The sequence below is a fragment of the Polaromonas sp. genome (assembly GCF_039932935.1).
GTDB lineage: Bacteria > Pseudomonadota > Gammaproteobacteria > Burkholderiales > Burkholderiaceae_C > Polaromonas.
The window spans coordinates 1-17,438 of the sequence record NZ_JBDTPB010000075.1 but is presented as its reverse complement, the minus strand read 5'-3'; the positions used below and the strand labels follow the sequence as shown (position 1 = coordinate 17,438).

Below are 17,438 nucleotides of genomic sequence, written 5' to 3'. Positions count from 1 at the left end.
AAACCCTGCGCGGCATGGCGCCGCCCGCCACGGCCGAGCCCACGGTGGTGGTGCTGACGCCCGGCATGTACAACTCGGCTTACTTCGAGCATGCCTTCCTCGCGCAGCAGATGGGCGTCGAACTGGTCGAAGGTCAGGATCTGTTCGTCAAGGACAACTTCGTCTACATGCGCACCACGCGTGGCCCCAAACGCGTCGACGTGATCTACCGCCGCGTCGACGACGATTTCCTCGATCCGCTGGCCTTCCGCCCCAACTCCACGCTGGGTTGCGCGGGCCTGCTCAATGTTTACCGCAGCGGCAATGTCTCGCTGTGCAACGCTATCGGCACCGGCGTGGCAGACGACAAGTCCATCTACCCCTACGTGCCCAAGATGATCGAGTTCTACCTCGGCGAAAAGCCGATCCTCAAGAACGTGCCGACTTACATGTGCCGCAACAACGACGACCTTCAGTACACGCTGGCCAACTTGAAGGATCTGGTCGTCAAGGAAGTTCACGGTGCGGGTGGCTACGGCATGCTGGTCGGGCCGGCCTCCACCAAGGCCGAGATCGAAGAATTCCGCGCCGCCTTGCTGGCCAATCCCTCGGGCTACATTGCGCAGCCCACGCTGAGCTTGTCGACGTGCCCCACGTATGTTGAAAGCGGCATTGCCCCGCGCCACATCGACCTGCGGCCTTTTGTGCTGAGCGGCAAGGAAGTGCAGATGGTGCCGGGGGGCCTCACGCGCGTGGCGCTGAAAGACGGCTCGCTGGTGGTCAATTCATCGCAGGGCGGCGGCACCAAGGACACCTGGATTCTTGAAGGTCCGTCATCGCCCGTGGTGTCGCAATCTCAATCGCAATCGCAATCATTAAAAGTGGGGGGAGCGTAATCATGTTGTCTAGAACCGCTGACCACCTCTTCTGGATGTCGCGCTACACCGAACGCGCCGGCGATATGCCGCAGGCATTCGCGGGGATGACTCATCAATTGCGCGAAGCGCTTGTGATGTCATCACCAAAATACGCAAAGCGCGTCAGCGCTTTCGGTGTTTGAGGCTTAGGAAGGAGAAAAAATGTTATCCCGCACTGCTGATCACCTTTTCTGGATGTCGCGCTACACCGAACGCGCCGGCGATATGCCGCAGGCATTCGCGGGGATGACTCATCAATTGCGCGAAGCGCTTGTGATGTCATCACCAAAATACGCAAAGCGCGTCAGCGCTTTCGGTGTTTGAGGCTTAGGAAGGAGAAAAAATGTTATCCCGCACTGCTGATCACCTTTTCTGGATGTCGCGCTACACCGAACGCGCCGAAAACACCGCAAGGATGCTGGATGTGAACTACCAGACCTCGCTGCTGCCGCAATCCGATGCGTTGGTGCAGGCCGGCTGGAAAGGCTTGCTCAGCATCAGCGAACTGAAGACGTCTTTCGCCGCAAAGTATGGTGACGCCATCAACCCGCGCGATGTGATGGACTTCATGGTGCGTGACGAAAAAAATTCGTCCAGCATCATTTCGTGTCTGCAAAACGCCCGCGAAAACGCCCGGGCCGTGCGCGGCACGCTCACCACCGAAGTCTGGGAAACGCAAAACCAGACTTATCTTGAAGTGATCCGCATGCTGCGCAACGGCGACTTCGAGCGTGACCCCGGCCAGTTCTTTGAGTGGGTCAAGTTCCGATCGCATTTGTCGCGCGGCGTCACGCTGGGCACCATGCTGCAGGACGAAGCCTTCCACTTTCTGCGGCTCGGTACGTTCCTCGAGCGTGCCGACAATACCGCGCGGTTGGTGGACGTGAAGTTTCACGCCGTGCAGAACGACTTTCTCGGCATGGCCGGTGAGAAAGACCAGGAATACGACTTCTACCACTGGAGCGCCATTTTGCGCAGCGTCTCGGGCTTCGAGGTCTACCGCAAGGTGTATCGCGACGTCATCAAACCTGAGCGCGTGGCCGAACTGCTGATCTTGCGCGCCGACATGCCGCGTTCCCTGCTGGCTTGCCTGAACGAAGTCATGAGCAACCTTGCCATGGTGACCAGCGACACCAGCAGCGAAACCCAGCGCCGCGCCGGCAAGTTGCGGGCCGACCTGCAATTTGCTCGCATTGATGAAATCCTTGCGACGGGATTGCACGCCTTCCTGACGCAGTTCCTGGACCGCGTGAACGAACTCGGAGCGCACATCAGCCGCGAGTTTCTCGTGCCGGCAACGCATTGAAACTGCACGTTCGTCACATCACCGACTATCGCTACAGCGAGCCGCTGCGCTATGCGCTGCAAACGCTGTGGCTCACGCCGCAGTCCGGGCCGGCGCAAACGGTGAACTACTGGAGCCTGGGCGCGCCGGAAAAGTTGTTCACCCAGCGTGACGCCTTCGGCAACACGATCAGCTCCTACACCTTTGTCGGCAAGGATGCCGACAACGTGCGCTGGAGCCTGGTGAATGCGGCCGGCGACGTGGAAACTTTAGGCGTGGCCGAGTTCAATGACGCGGAGACCCTGCCGCACCCCTATTTCTTTTTGCGCGCCACACACCTGGCCGAACCGCACTGGGAGCTTGCGGAATTCGGCCGTCGCTATATTCCGCAAAGCCTGGACGGCACGGCCAGCCTGCCCTCCCTGCTGGCCTTGAGCCAGGGCGTGGCAGGTGCCGTCAGCTACCTCAAGAACAGCACCAGCGTCACCACCACCGCGCTCGAAGCCTTCAAGTCCGGCGCGGGTGTCTGCCAGGACCAGGCCCACGTGATGGTTGCCATCTGCCGCAGCCTGGGCTACCCGGCGCGTTATGTCAGCGGTTATTTTTACGCGGCCAACGAGCCCGACCTGGCCAGCCACGCCTGGTGCGACGTCTGTCTGGACGTGGCCACACGCCGCTGGGTCAGCATAGACGTCACCCACAGTTGCCTGATCGACCAGCGCCACGTGCGCCTGGCCATGGGCACCGACTACAACGCCTGTCCACCCAGCAAGGGCGTGCGGCAGGGCGGCGGGGAAGAGTCGATGACGGTGGAGATCACGATACAGCCGGTGTGACCTTGAGCGCGCTGGGCATGGCCCGAACACTGCCCCTTTTGGCCGACCGATCCGCAGGATGCGTTGTCTGCGTGTCGCCACCGTGCCAGCGAAAGGCACACGGATTTTCCCGGTGCTGAGGCTATAGTTGCAATCGCTGAAGCCGCGTGCGGACCTGGTCCCGTTCAGCGGCTTTCAGGTTTTTTTGATGTTCAGCTTGCATTGGCAAGCACTGGCTTGTGCAGCAGATTTTGCAACCTGCATGCCTCAGGCCGCAGGAGACAACCGCACATGACTAAATCTATCCGCCGCCCCCAGGTATGCGTCCTGGGCAGTGCAGAGCCCGGATCTGCCGCCTATGAACTTGCGGGGGACGCCGGGGCGATGCTGGCGAAGCTGGGCATCACCGTGGTCAGCGGCTGCGGGAGTCCAGCCACCCGGGTTGCTGCCGAGCGAGCCATTGCCGCAGGCGGCTTGGTGGTCAGCATCGTCCCTCCCGATCAAATGCCTCCGGCCGATTGGCCTGCCACCGTGGTGATTCCCTGCGGAATGGGGGATGCACGCAACCTGATGATGGCGCTCGCCGGCGATGCATGCATTGTGATTGGCGGTCGGGCCGGCACGATTTCCGAAGTCTGTCTGGCCTGGCTGCACAAGCGGCCACTGCTTCCACTCACCGGTTGCGGAGGCTGGTCCAACGATTTGCCGTCCAATCCTCCGGATGAGAGGCAGAACTCCCCCATCTTGCCCTGGAGTTCCGTTGCACAACTGGAGGCCCAGCTTCGCGAGCTAGGCCTGGTTCAAGCGCGCGTCTAGGCTGTGATGACCGATATCAAGTCCGCCGCCTTCCCCGATGACCTTGAGCGTGTCATAGCCATCTTTCGGGAGTACATCGCCAGCCCCAGCGTGAGTCTCGACTTCCAGGACTACGAGGCGGAATTTGCTGCGTTACCAGGAAAGTACGCCGCGCCTGACGGTTGTCTGCTGCTCGCGTGGAAGGAGCAGGCCGTCGTCGGATGCGCGGCGCTCCGTCGCGTCGACGACACCGTCTGTGAGATGAAGCGCGTCTACGTTCGGCCAAATGCGCGAGGCGAAAGCCTTGGCCGCCGGCTCGTCGAGAGCATCCTCGCCGAAGCACGGGCAAGAGGCTACTCTCACATCTGCCTCGATGTCCTGCCTGAGTTTTCTGCCGCACTGCGCCTCTACGAATCCCTGGGCTTTCTGCCAGCGGCGCCCGTCACATTCAATCCCGTTCCCGGCACGAAGTTCCTGGCCCTTGAACTTTCCCATGACGGCTCAGGTGTGTCTAAGCCGTTCACCGAAAATGTCTTCTAACATGCTTCGCGCTTCCAGCGTTCGCTCATCTCAAATGTCATGCTCGCACATTCGAACTATGAAATATATCGTTTCAATATTGCCTCTTTTGCTTACAGCACTTGCTGGTTGCGTTTCAGTTCAACCAACAACGATGGCAGAGCAGAAGACACCTCTCCTTGCTCCAACAGGCCCGGATGCCAAGACTTTTCTCCTGACGAAAGTAATTACTCAGATTCCGCTTGGCGATCGCGTCGTAAACATCCAGTACGGATGGAGCTGCTTCAAAGGCAACGCTCTTGATTGGCGAGGGGGGAGGATTAATCTGACCGACGATGAATTTTCGGATGGATTTCGGAAAGAGTTCACCAAGCTCAACTACAAGGTTGCTGGAGATCCTTCAGCTCTGTTTGTTGACACCACAATCAACAGTGCTGACTTGCTCGTGGCTGGTGCCATAGAAAAAGTGCAGACAAATGTCTGCTTTCCCTTCTCAGGTAGCCCTGACGCCAACATCGGGATTACAAGCAAATTGAAAGGCTCGACTTACATGCGCGTCCGCTGGCAAATCTATAGCAAATCAAGCGCGAAGGTCGTACTGGAAACCACCACTGATGGCTCGTTCGAGGCGGCAGAGGTAATTACAGGCAGCATTCCTCAATTTTTTAAGAACGCATTTCAGTCCAACGTGAGTAACTTGCTGGCAGAACCACGGCTGTTCGAACTTTCCAAACCAACTCCTCAGAAGTAGAGGGCCGGGGGATATGAAGGATTTCGAAGGTGAAATAAATGCGCTACCCAGACTCAACTCCCCCGTGGACCGGTAGTTGTCTTTGCGGAAAAGTGCAGTTCAAGCTCACGGCGCATCCGCTGACGTTTTACGCGTGTCATTGCACAGACTGCCAGCGGCGTACTGGCGGTGCCATGCGGCTGGCCATGTGGGTCGACCGCTCCGCGCTGGAGGTTACGCAGGGCAGCCCGCAGGTTCTGACATTTGATATGGGAAATGGGCGGCAGCGCAGGGCGAAAGTTTGCGTTGATTGCGATACCCGGTTGTGGGCAGAACCGGCCGACAGGCCGACCATGGCTGCGCTGCTACCAGGCACACTGCATAACGCGCGGGAGTTTGAGCCTGTTGCGCACCTCTGGACAAAAAGCGCGCTTTCGTGGGTTGTGATTCCACCTGGCGTTGCCGTGTACGAAACCCACCCAGATCGCCCAGGTGAGCTCGCAAGGCTGTGGCAGGAAGCGATGCAACGGCGTGACTCCGGCGATGCAACTTAACCTCCTGCCGAAGCAGAAAATTGCAGTTGGCTGAATTTCCCTCCGTTTCTCCAGCGCGCCAATGCTCCAACAACAGACCTCAATCCCATGACAACGGCTCTCCTTGTTATCGACGTTCAGAAGGCTCTCTGTTCCGGCGAGGGGGCAGTCTTTGAAAGCCTGCGCGTCATCGACAGAATCAACCGGGTGTCTGCCAAGACCCGCGCCGCGGGGGCTCCGGTCATCCTGATCCAGCACGAGGCGCCGGACAGTTCGCTGGCATACGGAACGGACGGATGGAGACTTGCTGATGGGCTGGACACCCAGCCGACCGATATCTACCTGCGGAAGAAGGCGACCGACTCATTCCACAACACAGAGCTGCACGCGCTGCTACAGGAGCGTGGAATCAAGAAAGTGATCATCTGCGGCTTGCAAAGCGACTTCTGTGTGGACACAACGACGCGGCGGGCTTTGGCTTTGGGGTATCCAGTCACCCTTGTCTCAGACGGCCACTCCACAGTGGACAACCGGGTTCTCACTGCGGCACAAATTTCCGCTCACCATACGGTGACACTGGCAAATATCGAGAGCTTTGGGCCAAGAGTCACTCCGCGGCCGGCCGGTGAGATACGGATTGAATCCTGACCTTGGGCGCAACCGGATGAAGGTGAAAATTACCATTCCGCCGGCCTGAGTCTGCCCGGGCCTGGATTTGCGACACGAGAGGAGCCTGGCGCGAACATCTTTGCCGGATTCGAACCGTCGGGCCGCTATGATTTTGATAGCTGCTTGCGCCCGGCGGAATTGCTCTGTAGCTCAAATCATTCATAAAAAAGACCGAAATGTGCCTGAGATGCTCTCGGAACGCGTCAACTCACAGTCCAGAAGCGTCAAAAGAATTTTGACGCCCCGGAATTGGCGATTTCAAGCATAAAAAAGGCTCGTACCCCAATAGCAGCGGGCGCAAGAAGCTATTGAATTGATAGCGCTTCAGGTGGGCCTTATGTTTTTCAGGCAGTGGGGGTATAACTGCAACCACTGCCAGCGCCCGAGTGCGGCTTGGTCAATGTGTCGGGAGTCTTCCATGCGAAAGCTGTTTCTGGCCATCGTTGTGAGCCTTGTTTCCCTGCCATGCCTGGCGGCGGAAATAGGTGAGCCTGACATGGCCACATATGCGATCAGCGGCAAGGATGGGCAGCCGTCCAGAATGCAGATTCGCCTGTCCCGAAAGCCCGATAAATGGTTGATGGAGGGCAAAGAAGGCGACGCCCCCTGGAAGAGCATCAGCTGTGACCGCGCCTGCGAATACCGCACATCGACCGAGAACGAAACCACAAGCTATCTCGGTGCTTTTCCGGCAGAAATGCAGGGGCAGTTTGATATGGCGTGCATACAGAACGTGGCCAACGCATTTTGCCGCGTCACCAGGAAGGACAACCCGTCGATCGGTGGTTATGCCTTTGTTGCGCTGGTGACCGGCACGCCGATCCCCATGACACTGATCCGGGTTGAACCATGAGCAACCCGGCCGACAAACCGGCACATGCCGGGCCTTCCTATGGCGCACCACCGTTCGGCAGGGCGTCGCCGTATCTTTCGGCCGCTGCACTCGTATTCGTGGCTTGTTTTGTCGCGAATCTGGATGCCGTGTCACGTAGCTTTGGGCTGGATGCAGAAGGTCTGCAGGCGGTGATACTTTTTACATCCTTCGCCGGCAGCGTGCTCGGGTTGACGGCCCGCTGGAGCCAAAGCGCTTTCACCAAGAACCTCGGGGCGGTTTTTGGCGTGTTGAATTTGGGCCTCTTCGTTGCTTATGGGGTACTGGCTTTATTGTTTGCTCACGGTGCAAAGTAAACCGTTCTCTGGCTGCCAATTGCTGCCAGTGCGGAATTTCGCGGCGTCATAATGACGCCGGATTTCTTTTCTGGAGCAGGTCCGTTCAGCCTGCGGCGTCCGCAGGCACTCACGTCCACTCCTCACGCACTCATGCAACAACCACCCTGGATGCCCATCGCCTTCGCCGAAGTCGGTGTGCGCACTTTTCCTGCCGGCCAGAGCAACCCCCGCGTCACGGAGTACCACGCATACACCAACATCCGTGGCTATGACGACAAGGCTTCGTGGTGTTCCTCGTTCATGAATTGGTCGCTGGCTCAGGTCGGCATTTCCGGCACGGGGTCTGCGCTGGCGCGTTCCTGGCTTGACTGGGGCGAGCCGCTCGATGCACCCTTGCCGGGCTGTATTGCCGTGCTGTCACGCGAAGACCCCGGCGGCTGGAAGGGGCACGTGGGGTTTTTCCTTCGCGCCGATGAAGCGTATGTGTATCTGCTGGGTGGCAACCAGCTGGACAAGGTGTGTGAGAACGCCTATCCCTTGGCCGCGGTTCTGGGCTACCGCTGGCCCTCGCAGCGGTCGGCTTGACTCTGCCTCCCGGGAGCAGGTCTTACCTGACCCGCGCCGCCACTTCTCTTCCCAGTTCAATCACTGCCATCGCGTAATAGCTGCTCCAGTTGTAGCGCGTGATCGCATAAAAATTCTCGGTACCCGCGACGTATTGCGGCGCGTCCGGTCCGTTGAGCAACTCAACCAGCGCCAGCGGCCCGTTGTGTTGCAGGGCGAGGCCTTCCAGTACCGCGCCCTTCGCCGTGAAGCTCTCAACGCTGAAAGTGGGCAGGATGTCGGGCGCCATCAGCGCGTCCATATCGAGCCGGCTTTTGTCGAAACTCACGGCGTAATGGGTGGGCATGCCGGTTTGCCAGTTGAAGGCCTTGAAATAACTGGCCACCGAGCCGATCACGTCGGCGGGGCTGCCCCACAGGTCGACGTTGCCGTCGCCGTCAAAATCGACCGCGTACTTGATCCAGCTTGACGGCATGAACTGCGGCATGCCCATGGCGCCGGCAAAGCTGCCGCGGGCCTCGAAGGGGTTGGCTTCGCGCCGGCTTTGCAGGGTCAGGAATTGCTCGATCTCGCCCTTGAAGAATTCGCTGCGCTCTTTGGCGCGAGGGTGGTTCACCGGGAAGTCGAAGGCCAGCGTGGTCAGCGCGTCCATGACGCGGAAGCTGCCGGTGTCGCGGCCGTAGATGGTTTCTACGCCAATGATGCCGACGATGATCTCGGCGGGTACGCCGTATTCCTTCTCGGCGCGCTCCAGCGTCTGCTGGTTCTCCAGCCAGAAGCGCCTGCCGGCTTCAATGCGCACGGGGTCGATGAAACGGCTGCGATAGACGCGCCAGTTTTTGACGAAAGGCTTGGTGGGCGGCTGCATCAGCTTTACCACGGTGGCGTTGTAGCGCGACTGGCCGATGGCATCGCGCACCCAGTCGGGGTCCAGGTCGCGGCGTGCAGCCATGTCGTCGGCAAACTGCATGGCTTCGGGGCGGGTCGAATACAGCGGTCCTTGTGCCGGTACCGATTTGGCGGAAACGCGCTTTTTGATGTTATTTCCCTCTCCAGCCCAGGCTGATCCTGCGCAAGCAGCTATCAAAAAGAGAGCAAATCCGAAACGTTGAAGACGCATGAAGGAGTGATTGAATGACGAAGAGTGAGCGGGAAGGGTGGGCCTATTTTAAGCGGGCCAGGCGAGACGCTCGAACTCCTGCCTGAGCGCACGCAGCTGCTGCGTGCCCTGGTTGCCGCTTGACGGTGCGGCGGCGTACCGCATCTGCTCCAGGCGCAGCAGCCAGTCATGCACGGTCTTGCCCTGCTGACCGTAGCGGTTCAATACTTCTTGCGCCAGCTGACGGGGCGGCGAGGCTGGCGTGCTGTGAATACCCGCCTTGTCCAGCCGCTTTCGCACGCGGGTGAGCAGGCGCAGCCAGGGATCGTGCTGCGCACGGTCCCACAGCGTCCAGGCAGCGCCGACCAGGGCCGCCACCACCACAATGCCGATCAGTACATAGCTCAGGTCTTCCCAGCTGGGGGATTCAAAGCCGATGTCTTTCAGCAGGTTGAGCTGCTTGCCCTGGGTGTAATTCAGCACCCACTGGTTCCAGCCGTTGTTCACGGCCTCCCAGGTGGCGCGCAATTGGGCCGTCAGGGTTGGACTGAAGTTGCCCAGCGCCTGCGCCACCACGCCTTGCGGCGCGGCCAGGCGCTGAAATGCCCCGGTGCGCCCCGGCGCCACGGCCGAGGTCGGGTCTACGCGCACCCAGCCTTCACCGGTCTGCCAGACTTCGGCCCAGGCATGTGCGTCGCTTTGCCTTACCACCCAATAGCCGTCCACGCTGTTGGCCTCGCCGCCCTGGTAGCCGGTGACGATGCGCGCCGGGATATCGAGAGCCCGCATCAGCACCACAAACGCCGAGGCAATGTGTTCGCAAAAACCTTCCTTGCGATCAAACCAGAATTCGTCGGCAGTGTGCTGCCCGTAGACGCCCGGCTCCAGCGTATAGACATAGCCGCCGGTGCGCAGCCGTTCCAGCGCAACCTGCACCAGCGTGCGGGCATTTGCCGCCGCATAACGCGGGTCGCGGCGAATCTCGGCTGCCAGCGCCAGCGTGCGGGGGTTAAAGCCGGGCGGCAGGGCGACATATTCCTGCAGGCCGATCACCTGCTGGCGCGGCCCATGTCTGAAGATGGGGTAGCTCTGGGCCTTGTAGCGAACCAGGTCGGTGATGGGGCGGTTGGTAAACCACTGGAGGTCGGCATCCATCACATTGCGATACCCAGGCAGCTCGGGGCTTTGCGGGGCCGCCTCCATCACAAAGATCCAGGGCTGGTTATTCGGTGCCAGCGTGACTTCGTAGTTGATGGGCGCACCGGCCACCTCAAGGTTGGCCGGCAATGCATAACGCGACGGCAAAAAGGCGCGCAGCGGCTGCCAGTTCCGCCCGTCAAAGTTTGAAAGCACAGGGCCCCGGAAATACAGGTCTTGCTGCTGAGGCGGCGTGCCCCCTTCAAAACGGATGCGCATGGCGACGCTGTCGTCGAGCGCCAGTGTCGCGATATTGCCCACCTGCATGCTGGAGCTCAGGCCACTGCGGCCGGTCATGGCATCAGCCGGCACCCCCCACAAAGGGGCGAGTCTTGGAAACAGCAAAAACAGCACGAGCATGATGGGCGCACCGAGCAGCGCCATCCAGCCGGCTGTTTTGGCGGTTTGCAGCAGCGGCGGTTTCCCCACCGGCAAATGGGCATTGACCAGCACGGTCAGCAGCCCCATCAGGCCCACCAGCATGCTGAAGGCGGTAAGCAGGGACTGTGAATAAAAGAAGTTGCTCAGCATGCAGAAGAAGCCGAGAAAGAACACCACAAATGCGTCGCGACGGGCGCGCAGTTCCAGGGTCTTGAGCGTCAACAGCACCACGAGCAGCGTCACCCCCGCGTCACGGCCGAGCAGGGTGCGGTGCGTCGTCAGTGTGGCGCCGATGGTAAGAGCCAGCAGCGCCACCAGCCACCACTTGCCCGGCAACGGACGGGCATGCACGGCCAGCCAGCCGCGCCAGACCAGCACGGCGCCGGCCAGCGCGCTGCACCACAGCGGCAGGTTGCCCACCTGGGGCAGCAATACCCAGGCGATGACGGTTAACAGGAACAGGGTGTCGCGGGCGTCACGGGGAAGGGTTTTGAGGCGGGTCAGCATGTTTGCTCCTGCTGACTGTCTGAGTCTTGCCCTTGTTGTGGAGTTGACAGGTGGCTTGTTGAGCGCTGCTGGCCGGGGGTTGCCCGGCGGCAAGTAACTTTTCTTTGCTTCGCCAAAGAAAAGTCACCAAAAGAAAGGCGACCCGCAGTCTGGGTCCCTACGCTTCGCTTCGGGCAACCTGCGCTGCTCGACTGCGGCGGGGGTCCGCAGAACTCGCCTGCGGCTCGGACAACTGCGGCCCTGATCCCGCCTCCGTCTGCGCTGCTCGGCCCAGCCAGGACGGGGCGATCAGGAACGGGGACCCAATACCAAGACAAACCAGGACACGCCATGGCGTGTCCTGGTTTCTTCAGGCTTTCGGTCTCCTGTTGGTACTTGTATTTTTCCCCCACCCCGCCTGGACCGAGCACCGCAGGTTGCCCGTAGCGAAGCGTAGGGACGCAGACAGCAGGGTCGCCTTTTCTTTTGCTTACTTTACTTTTGGCGAAGCAAAAGAAAAGTGAGTTGCTGCCGGGCAACCCCCGGCCAGCAATCGTTCGCAAAGAGTACCTCTGCCGGAGCGGACCCGAACCGGGCTGCGAAGACGAATCGAAACTCGTCGTCAACATACCGCGAGTGCCTCCAGGCAAAGCCTCTTATGCGCCTCGCCGCTCGCAGGCTTGATCTCCAGCGAAGGTAGCCTCAAGCCATAGTCGAGCGCGAGCTTGTCGGCCATCAACACCCAGGCGCACAGCCGTGAAAGCTTTTGTTCAAAGCCTGCAGATCCCGCATTCATGAAGTCGAGCCAGAGTTCATGGCGCTGGGCTTGTTGCGTGTCGCGCACGACCAGGCCGTTGCCCTGTTCGTCGGCCTTGGCTGCCTTTTTCCAGACCACGAGTTTCAGGGGGTCACCGCGGCGATAGCCGCGCACGCCGTCGAACTCGCCGGTGCTCTGGGCCCGTGAGGCGGAGGCTGCGCCGCCGGAGCGGGGCTCGCCGGGCGGCAGTGGTGGCGGGTGGGCCTCGGGCTGTGGATAGACGAGGATCTGGGCTGCCGGGCGCCACACCGTCCAGACGCGGAAGGTGCCCAGCGGAAAGCGGGTTTCTGCCGTCAGCGTGGGCAAGCGGTGCAAGCCGCGCCGCGGTGGCGTGAAGGCCACCTGCACCACGCTGCTGCCTTGTGCGGGCACATCGGTCCACACCCAATGGCGCTCGGTCCCTTTTTTGGCATCCACATCGTGCGGGTCCAGCACGCTCAGGCCGATGCCGTGGCGCACGGACCGTTTCGCATTCATTAGTTTCACATCAAAAGCGGCTGTGGCGCCCGCGTAGTGAGCGGGAGGTGCTGCTAAATTCATAGCGAGTCCGCGCAATGTGCCATGGCAGACATGCATGCCGACCAAGGCGCTGCCGGCCAGCAAAAACGTCAGCAGATAGCCCAGATTGAGCTGGTAGTTGATGGACGCCACCAGCAGCACCAGCAGCGTCACACCCAGCATCAAGCCGGGGCGTGTGGGCAGGATGTACACATTGCGCTGGGTCAGCGTCACGCTGTCGGTGAACGGCAGCTTGGTCTGCCACCATTTCTGGAAGCGCCCGCGAACAAACGCAAGGGGGTTGGGAAAGGATGCCGGCGTGGCCATGCTATTGCGCTTTGCCCGACCCGTCAGGGCAGGGGCACGGCTTCCAGCATGGCCCGCACTTGCTCCACCGGGCCGCGCCCGGCATCGCTGACCGGGATGAGTCGATGCGCGGCGGTTTGCGGCAGCACGGCGGCAATGTCATCCGGCGCGACATAGTCCCGTTTGCTCAAAAAAGCCTGGGCTTTGGCGGCCCGCATGATGGCGATACCGGCGCGGGGACTGAGACCTTGCAGGAACCAGCGACCCGAACGGGTTGCGGTCACCAGGTCCTGCAGGTAATTCAGCAACGGCTCCGACGCGTGGACTGCCGCCACCATCTGCTGCAGCTCCAGCAGCTCGTGAGGCGCCAGCACGGCCGTCAGCTGTTCGACCATGTCGCGCCGATCGGCGCCGCGCAGCAGCTCGCGTTCGGCGGCGCGGTCGGGGTAACCCAGCGAAATCCGCATGTGAAAGCGGTCCAGTTGGGATTCAGGCAGGGCGTAGGTGCCGAGCTGGTCGTGCGGGTTTTGTGTGGCGATCACAAAGAAGGGCAAGGGCAGGGGGCGGGTTTCGCCTTCCACCGTGACCTGCTTTTCCTCCATGGCTTCGAGCAGTGCGCTTTGGGTTTTCGGGCTGGCGCGGTTGATTTCGTCGGCCAGCAGAACCTGCGCAAACACCGGCCCGGGATGAAACACAAAGCTTTCCTTCTGGCGTTCGTAAATTGAGACCCCCGACAGGTCGCTGGGCATCAGGTCGGCGGTGAACTGCACCCGTGAAAACTGCAGCCCGAAAGAGCGGGACAGCGCATGGGCCAACGTGGTTTTGCCGACGCCCGGAACGTCCTCAATCAACAGGTGCCCGCCGGCCAGCAGGCAGGCCACGCAGTCCTGTACCTGCGCCGGTTTCCCGACGATGACCGTGTTAAGCTGATCGAGGAGTGCCTGGAGTTTTTCTGTGACTTTCATGGTGCCAACCATACCGTAATTTTTTACAAATTATTTCCCCATGAACGCGACTGGTTATTTCACTCACGCAGATTGCCGCAAGCACGAAATGGGTCCTGGCCACCCCGAATGCCCCGAGCGGCTCGACGCCATTGACGACTGGCTGCTGGCCACGGGCGTCAAGGACGCGCTGGACACGCGCGAGGCGCCTTTCGCATCGCTGGGCGACATCGAATTGGGGCATGACCGAATGATGGTGGCGGCAATCCGCGGCCTGAGCGACAGCCTGGGGGACGACATCAATGCGGGCGGACCGGCTTACGCCCAGATCGACCCCGACACTGCCCTGAATGTCTACAGCTGGAACGCCGCCGTCCGCGCGGTGGGCGCGGTGCTGGCAGCCACCGACGCCGTGATGGCCGGCGAACTTGAAAACGCGTTTTGCGCCGTGCGGCCGCCCGGGCACCATGCATGCCATCGCAGGTCCATGGGGTTTTGCATTTTCAACAGCGTGGCCATTGCCGCCAAATATGCGCTGGAGCGCCACGGCCTCAAGCGCGTGGCGGTGGTCGACTTTGACGTACACCACGGCAACGGCACCGAAGACATCCTGAGCGGCGACGACCGCGTGCTGATGGTGAGCTTTTTCCAGCACCCGTTTTACCCGTATACCGGCACCGAAGGCCACGCTCAAAACATGCTCAACCTGCCCGTGCCGGCCTACACCAAAGGCATGGCCGTGCGCGAGCTGATCGAGGCGGCGTGGATTCCGCGGCTGGAAGAATTCAAGCCCGAGATGATTTTCATCAGCGCCGGTTTTGATGCGCACCGCGACGACGACCTGGGTCAGATGGGGCTGGTCGAGCAAGACTACGCCTGGATCACCCAGCGCCTGAAAGACGTTGCCAACCGCCATTCGAAAGGGCGCATTGTCTCGTCGCTGGAAGGCGGTTACAACCTGAACGCGCTGGCGCGCAGCGTGGAAGCCCACATTCGCGTCCTGGCCGATCTGTAGGGCTGTGATGAGTGCCGCGACCGCCGATCTTTCGGCTCCTGTGCTTCACACGCAAGACGCACGCGGCGTGCACCGCCTGGTTCTGAACCGGGCCGCCACTTTCAATACGCTGAGCGAAGACGTGCTGGCGGCGCTGCAAATTGCGCTGGACGCAGTTGCGGCAGATCCTCTGGCGCGTGCGGTGGTCATCTCGGCACAAGGCAAGGCGTTTTGCGCCGGCCACAACCTCAAAGACATGCACGCCCGGCCTGAGATGGCCTACTACCAGAAGCTTTTTGCCCAATGCACACGAATGATGCTCAGCATCCAGAAGCTGCCTGTGCCTGTGATTGCGCAGGTGCAAGGCCTGGCCACTGCGGCCGGCTGTCAGCTGGTGGCGCAGTGCGACCTGGCCGTGGCGGCGAGCAACGCCAGTTTCGGTGTGAACGGCATCGATGTGGGCCTTTTTTGCGCCACGCCCAGCGTGCCGCTGGTGCGCAACATTCCGGCGAAGCAGGCCATGGAAATGCTGTTGACGGGTGACTTCATCACGGCCGACGAAGCGCGTGTGCGCGGGTTGGTCAATCGCGTCGTGCCGCTGGACGTCCTCGACGCCGAAGTCGAGAAACTTTTACAGTCGCTGCTGCTCAAGCCGCGCGAAGCGCTTGCCATGGGCAAGGCGCTTTTCTATCAACAGCGTGAAACCGGCATCGAAGCCGCCTACCAGTTGGCGGGCCAGTCCATGGCCCACAACATGGTCCATCCTGTTGCACAGGAAGGCGTGCAGGCTTTCATCGAAAAAAGGAAACCCCAATGGCTGCCGGCGCCCTGACGAACCGTCCCCCTTCCCGCATCGACACCCTGGATGGCTGGTTCACGGCGCTGGCCCAGCCCAGCTCCCTGACGGAGCTGGCTGCGCTGATCGCCTGTGCCTTGCTGGCCTGGCTGGTGGTGCGCCTGGCGGGCCGTGCGCGCATGGCCGTCGATGGAACATCCGTCCTTTTCGGGCGGCGCGTGATCGACGGCGTGCTGTTTCCGTTGTTGCTGTTGTCCTTTGCGTATGCGGTGCAAGCCCTTCTGGCAAGAACCTTTCCGCTGGCGGTGTTCAAGGTTGCCATTCCGGTGTTGCTGTCGCTGGCGGTGATTCGCCTCGGGGTCAAGGTGCTGCAGGTGGCCTTCAAGGATGCGCCGCTGGTGCGGGCTCTGGAGCGCACTATTTCCTGGCTGGCCTGGATCGCCATGGTGTTGTGGGTCAGCGGCTTGCTGCCGGTGATTCTTGACGAGCTCGACGACATCAAGTGGAAGGTCGGCAACTCGACGCTTTCGGTGCGCACCATGATTGAAGGCGCGCTGACGGCCGGCGTTGTGCTGCTGATCACGCTGTGGATTTCCTCGGCCATTGAAGCGCGCGTGCTGCGCTCGGCCACCGGCAGTGAGCTTTCCCTGCGCAAGGCGGTGAGCAACGCCGCGCGCGCGGTGCTGATGTTTGTGGGCTTGCTATTGGCGCTGTCGGCGGTGGGCATTGACCTGACCGCCTTGTCCGTGCTGGGCGGCGCCATCGGCGTGGGGGTGGGTTTCGGTCTGCAAAAGCTGGCCGCCAGCTATGTCAGCGGCTTTGTCATGCTGGCCGAGCGCAGCGTGCGCATTGGCGACAACGTGCGCGTGGACAGCTTCGAGGGCCGCATCACCGACATCAACGCGCGCTACACCATCGTGCGAGCGCCGTCGGGCCGCGAGTCCATCGTGCCAAATGAAATGTTCATCAGCAACCGGATTGAGAACCTGTCGCTGACCGATTCCCAGGTGCTGCAGTCTACGGTGGTGTCGGTCGGGTATGACAGCGACGTTGAGCTGGTCATGCGCCTGCTGATCGAGGCGGCGTTGAAGCAGGACCGCGTGCTGCGCGACCCCGGGCCGGGCGCCAACCTGACCAATTTCGGCGCTGACGGGCTTGAGTTCACGCTCAATTACTGGATGATCGACCCCGAAAACGGCCAGCAGAACCTGCGCTCCCGTGTCAACCTGGCCATCCTCGAGTCCCTGCGGGCGCACGGTATCGACATTCCGTATCCGCAGCGCGTGGTGCATACGCGTTTGAGCGTCGCGGAGGCGGCTAAAAATGCGGAATTGGCGAAAGGTGCTGCTGACGACGCGATGGGCACCACCGACAAGCCTTGACTCCGCAAAAGCCGTTTGCGTGCGCTTTTCCTGTTCCCCTTTCTTTCGCCGCTCCGGCAATTGACGCCTGAAAGACACCTACAGGACAGGGGTTGGGCAGGATGCTCTAATTCCCTGTGCCCGGCCCTCTATAATGAAAAATAGAACGACCGTTCTTTTTCTGCCTGGTCCCCCCGGATACCCTCCGGGAACCAGCTCCGCAGCCCGCATCAGGGGCGTCGCAGCATAGAATGCAAAGCTTACGTTTACGTCAACGTCAATTCGGTCCCGATTTCGTTTCGATTTCAATTAGTACTCAATCCATCAACTCTGGAGTCCTCTCATGAAGGTCTTGGTTCCCGTCAAACGCGTTGTGGACTACAACGTCAAAGTCCGCGTCAAATCCGATGGCACTGGTGTCGACATCGCCAACGTCAAGATGAGCATGAACCCGTTTGACGAGATCGCCGTCGAAGAGGCGACCCGCCTGAAAGAAAAGGGCGTCGTGACCGAAGTCATCGCCGTGAGCTGCGGCGTGCTGCAGTGCCAGGAAACCCTGCGCACCGCCATGGCCATTGGCGCC

At 61.0% G+C, this 17,438-nt stretch carries 20 protein-coding genes and 1 pseudogene; 17 read left to right on the top strand and 4 right to left on the bottom strand.

Annotation, left to right across the window (positions count from 1 at the left end; all coding sequences use genetic code 11):
* The 13 genes from ABI546_RS13910 to ABI546_RS13850 form a co-directional block, all read left to right on the top strand.
* Window positions 1–875 (top strand): circularly permuted type 2 ATP-grasp protein (locus ABI546_RS13910; RefSeq protein WP_348047238.1); only part of this gene is annotated, 875 nt, incomplete at its 5' end.
* A 2-nt stretch (window positions 876–877) separates the two neighbouring features.
* The gene (locus ABI546_RS13905; protein WP_348047237.1) at window positions 878–1,039 is read left to right on the top strand and encodes an alpha-E domain-containing protein; all 162 of its coding nucleotides are present in this window, start codon (window positions 878–880) and stop codon (window positions 1,037–1,039) included.
* A 19-nt stretch (window positions 1,040–1,058) separates the two neighbouring features.
* Entirely contained in the window at window positions 1,059–1,220 is a 162-nt protein-coding gene (locus ABI546_RS13900; protein ID WP_348047237.1) for an alpha-E domain-containing protein, read from the top strand.
* Window positions 1,221–1,239: 19 nt separating this feature from the next.
* Window positions 1,240–2,202 carry an alpha-E domain-containing protein gene (locus ABI546_RS13895; protein ID WP_348047235.1) on the top strand — a complete coding sequence of 321 codons (963 nt, stop codon included), beginning with the start codon at window positions 1,240–1,242 and terminating at the stop codon, window positions 2,200–2,202.
* Window positions 2,199–3,017 carry a transglutaminase family protein gene (locus ABI546_RS13890; RefSeq protein WP_348047233.1) on the top strand — a complete coding sequence of 273 codons (819 nt, stop codon included), beginning with the start codon at window positions 2,199–2,201 and terminating at the stop codon, window positions 3,015–3,017. Before ABI546_RS13895 ends, ABI546_RS13890 begins: the two co-directional genes overlap by 4 nt.
* 270 nt (window positions 3,018–3,287) lie before the next feature.
* Complete coding sequence (locus tag ABI546_RS13885; RefSeq protein WP_348047231.1) at window positions 3,288–3,812, top strand: Rossmann fold nucleotide-binding protein; 525 nt, start codon at window positions 3,288–3,290, stop codon at window positions 3,810–3,812.
* A 6-nt stretch (window positions 3,813–3,818) separates the two neighbouring features.
* Window positions 3,819–4,331: a GNAT family N-acetyltransferase gene (locus ABI546_RS13880; RefSeq protein WP_348047229.1), complete on the top strand. Its 513-nt coding sequence runs from the start codon at window positions 3,819–3,821 to the stop codon at window positions 4,329–4,331.
* Between the two features lie 58 nt (window positions 4,332–4,389).
* On the top strand, window positions 4,390–5,061 hold the full coding sequence (locus tag ABI546_RS13875; RefSeq protein ID WP_348047227.1) for a hypothetical protein: 672 nt from the start codon (window positions 4,390–4,392) through the stop codon (window positions 5,059–5,061).
* 38 nt (window positions 5,062–5,099) lie between these two features.
* On the top strand, window positions 5,100–5,594 hold the full coding sequence (locus ABI546_RS13870) for a GFA family protein (protein ID WP_348047226.1): 495 nt from the start codon (window positions 5,100–5,102) through the stop codon (window positions 5,592–5,594).
* Window positions 5,595–5,681: 87 nt separating this feature from the next.
* Window positions 5,682–6,221: a cysteine hydrolase family protein gene (locus ABI546_RS13865; protein ID WP_348047224.1), complete on the top strand. Its 540-nt coding sequence runs from the start codon at window positions 5,682–5,684 to the stop codon at window positions 6,219–6,221.
* A gap of 439 nt (window positions 6,222–6,660) precedes the next feature.
* A complete protein-coding gene (locus ABI546_RS13860) occupies window positions 6,661–7,095 on the top strand; it encodes a hypothetical protein (protein ID WP_348047222.1) in 435 nt (144 codons plus the stop codon).
* On the top strand, window positions 7,092–7,430 hold the full coding sequence (locus ABI546_RS13855) for a hypothetical protein (RefSeq protein WP_348047220.1): 339 nt from the start codon (window positions 7,092–7,094) through the stop codon (window positions 7,428–7,430). Before ABI546_RS13860 ends, ABI546_RS13855 begins: the two co-directional genes overlap by 4 nt.
* A 132-nt stretch (window positions 7,431–7,562) precedes the next feature.
* Complete coding sequence (locus ABI546_RS13850; protein ID WP_348047218.1) at window positions 7,563–7,997, top strand: TIGR02594 family protein; 435 nt, start codon at window positions 7,563–7,565, stop codon at window positions 7,995–7,997.
* Between the two features lie 22 nt (window positions 7,998–8,019).
* On the opposite strand, the gene mltB is transcribed toward ABI546_RS13850, so the two are convergent.
* The 4 genes from mltB to ABI546_RS13830 all read right to left on the bottom strand — a co-directional run bounded on the left by mltB (window position 8,020) and on the right by ABI546_RS13830 (window position 13,725).
* Window positions 8,020–9,096 (bottom strand): lytic murein transglycosylase B, encoded by a 1,077-nt coding sequence (gene mltB, locus ABI546_RS13845; RefSeq protein WP_348047216.1) that lies wholly within the window; start codon window positions 9,094–9,096, stop codon window positions 8,020–8,022.
* Window positions 9,097–9,144: 48 nt separating this feature from the next.
* The gene (locus ABI546_RS13840) at window positions 9,145–11,160 is read right to left on the bottom strand and encodes a DUF3488 and transglutaminase-like domain-containing protein (RefSeq protein ID WP_348047215.1); all 2,016 of its coding nucleotides are present in this window, start codon (window positions 11,158–11,160) and stop codon (window positions 9,145–9,147) included.
* A 601-nt stretch (window positions 11,161–11,761) separates the two neighbouring features.
* The gene (locus ABI546_RS13835) at window positions 11,762–12,781 is read right to left on the bottom strand and encodes a DUF58 domain-containing protein (RefSeq protein WP_348047214.1); all 1,020 of its coding nucleotides are present in this window, start codon (window positions 12,779–12,781) and stop codon (window positions 11,762–11,764) included.
* Window positions 12,782–12,804: 23 nt separating this feature from the next.
* Window positions 12,805–13,725 (bottom strand): MoxR family ATPase, encoded by a 921-nt coding sequence (locus ABI546_RS13830; protein WP_348047213.1) that lies wholly within the window; start codon window positions 13,723–13,725, stop codon window positions 12,805–12,807.
* Between the two features lie 40 nt (window positions 13,726–13,765).
* Between ABI546_RS13830 and ABI546_RS13825 the strand changes: the two genes are divergently transcribed.
* The 4 genes and pseudogenes from ABI546_RS13825 to ABI546_RS13810 form a co-directional block, all read left to right on the top strand.
* On the top strand, window positions 13,766–14,719 hold the full coding sequence (locus ABI546_RS13825; RefSeq protein WP_348047211.1) for a histone deacetylase family protein: 954 nt from the start codon (window positions 13,766–13,768) through the stop codon (window positions 14,717–14,719).
* Window positions 14,720–14,726: 7 nt separating this feature from the next.
* On the top strand, window positions 14,727–15,530 hold the full coding sequence (locus ABI546_RS13820; protein ID WP_348047209.1) for an enoyl-CoA hydratase: 804 nt from the start codon (window positions 14,727–14,729) through the stop codon (window positions 15,528–15,530).
* On the top strand, window positions 15,512–16,876 hold the full coding sequence (locus ABI546_RS13815) for a mechanosensitive ion channel domain-containing protein (protein ID WP_348047207.1): 1,365 nt from the start codon (window positions 15,512–15,514) through the stop codon (window positions 16,874–16,876). Before ABI546_RS13820 ends, ABI546_RS13815 begins: the two co-directional genes overlap by 19 nt.
* Window positions 16,877–17,198: 322 nt before the next feature.
* Window positions 17,199–17,438 (top strand): annotated as a pseudogene (locus tag ABI546_RS13810) (electron transfer flavoprotein subunit beta/FixA family protein); the annotation flags it as partial.

Bases quoted from the DNA above. Each gene is read 5' to 3' on its own strand.
- ABI546_RS13820 (WP_348047209.1), top strand. From the start codon at position 14,727: ATGAGTGCCGCGACCGCCGATCTTTCGGCTCCTGTGCTTCACACGCAA.
- ABI546_RS13815 (WP_348047207.1), top strand. From the start codon at position 15,512: ATGGCTGCCGGCGCCCTGACGAACCGTCCCCCTTCCCGCATCGACACC.
- ABI546_RS13830 (WP_348047213.1), bottom strand. From the start codon at position 13,725: ATGAAAGTCACAGAAAAACTCCAGGCACTCCTCGATCAGCTTAACACG.
- ABI546_RS13895 (WP_348047235.1), top strand. From the start codon at position 1,240: ATGTTATCCCGCACTGCTGATCACCTTTTCTGGATGTCGCGCTACACC.
- ABI546_RS13860 (WP_348047222.1), top strand. From the start codon at position 6,661: ATGCGAAAGCTGTTTCTGGCCATCGTTGTGAGCCTTGTTTCCCTGCCA.
- ABI546_RS13825 (WP_348047211.1), top strand. From the start codon at position 13,766: ATGAACGCGACTGGTTATTTCACTCACGCAGATTGCCGCAAGCACGAA.
- ABI546_RS13900 (WP_348047237.1), top strand. From the start codon at position 1,059: ATGTTATCCCGCACTGCTGATCACCTTTTCTGGATGTCGCGCTACACC.
- ABI546_RS13870 (WP_348047226.1), top strand. From the start codon at position 5,100: ATGCGCTACCCAGACTCAACTCCCCCGTGGACCGGTAGTTGTCTTTGC.
- ABI546_RS13835 (WP_348047214.1), bottom strand. From the start codon at position 12,781: ATGGCCACGCCGGCATCCTTTCCCAACCCCCTTGCGTTTGTTCGCGGG.
- ABI546_RS13855 (WP_348047220.1), top strand. From the start codon at position 7,092: ATGAGCAACCCGGCCGACAAACCGGCACATGCCGGGCCTTCCTATGGC.
- ABI546_RS13850 (WP_348047218.1), top strand. From the start codon at position 7,563: ATGCAACAACCACCCTGGATGCCCATCGCCTTCGCCGAAGTCGGTGTG.
- mltB (WP_348047216.1), bottom strand. From the start codon at position 9,096: ATGCGTCTTCAACGTTTCGGATTTGCTCTCTTTTTGATAGCTGCTTGC.
- ABI546_RS13880 (WP_348047229.1), top strand. From the start codon at position 3,819: ATGACCGATATCAAGTCCGCCGCCTTCCCCGATGACCTTGAGCGTGTC.
- ABI546_RS13875 (WP_348047227.1), top strand. From the start codon at position 4,390: ATGAAATATATCGTTTCAATATTGCCTCTTTTGCTTACAGCACTTGCT.
- ABI546_RS13840 (WP_348047215.1), bottom strand. From the start codon at position 11,160: ATGCTGACCCGCCTCAAAACCCTTCCCCGTGACGCCCGCGACACCCTG.
- ABI546_RS13885 (WP_348047231.1), top strand. From the start codon at position 3,288: ATGACTAAATCTATCCGCCGCCCCCAGGTATGCGTCCTGGGCAGTGCA.
- ABI546_RS13865 (WP_348047224.1), top strand. From the start codon at position 5,682: ATGACAACGGCTCTCCTTGTTATCGACGTTCAGAAGGCTCTCTGTTCC.
- ABI546_RS13905 (WP_348047237.1), top strand. From the start codon at position 878: ATGTTGTCTAGAACCGCTGACCACCTCTTCTGGATGTCGCGCTACACC.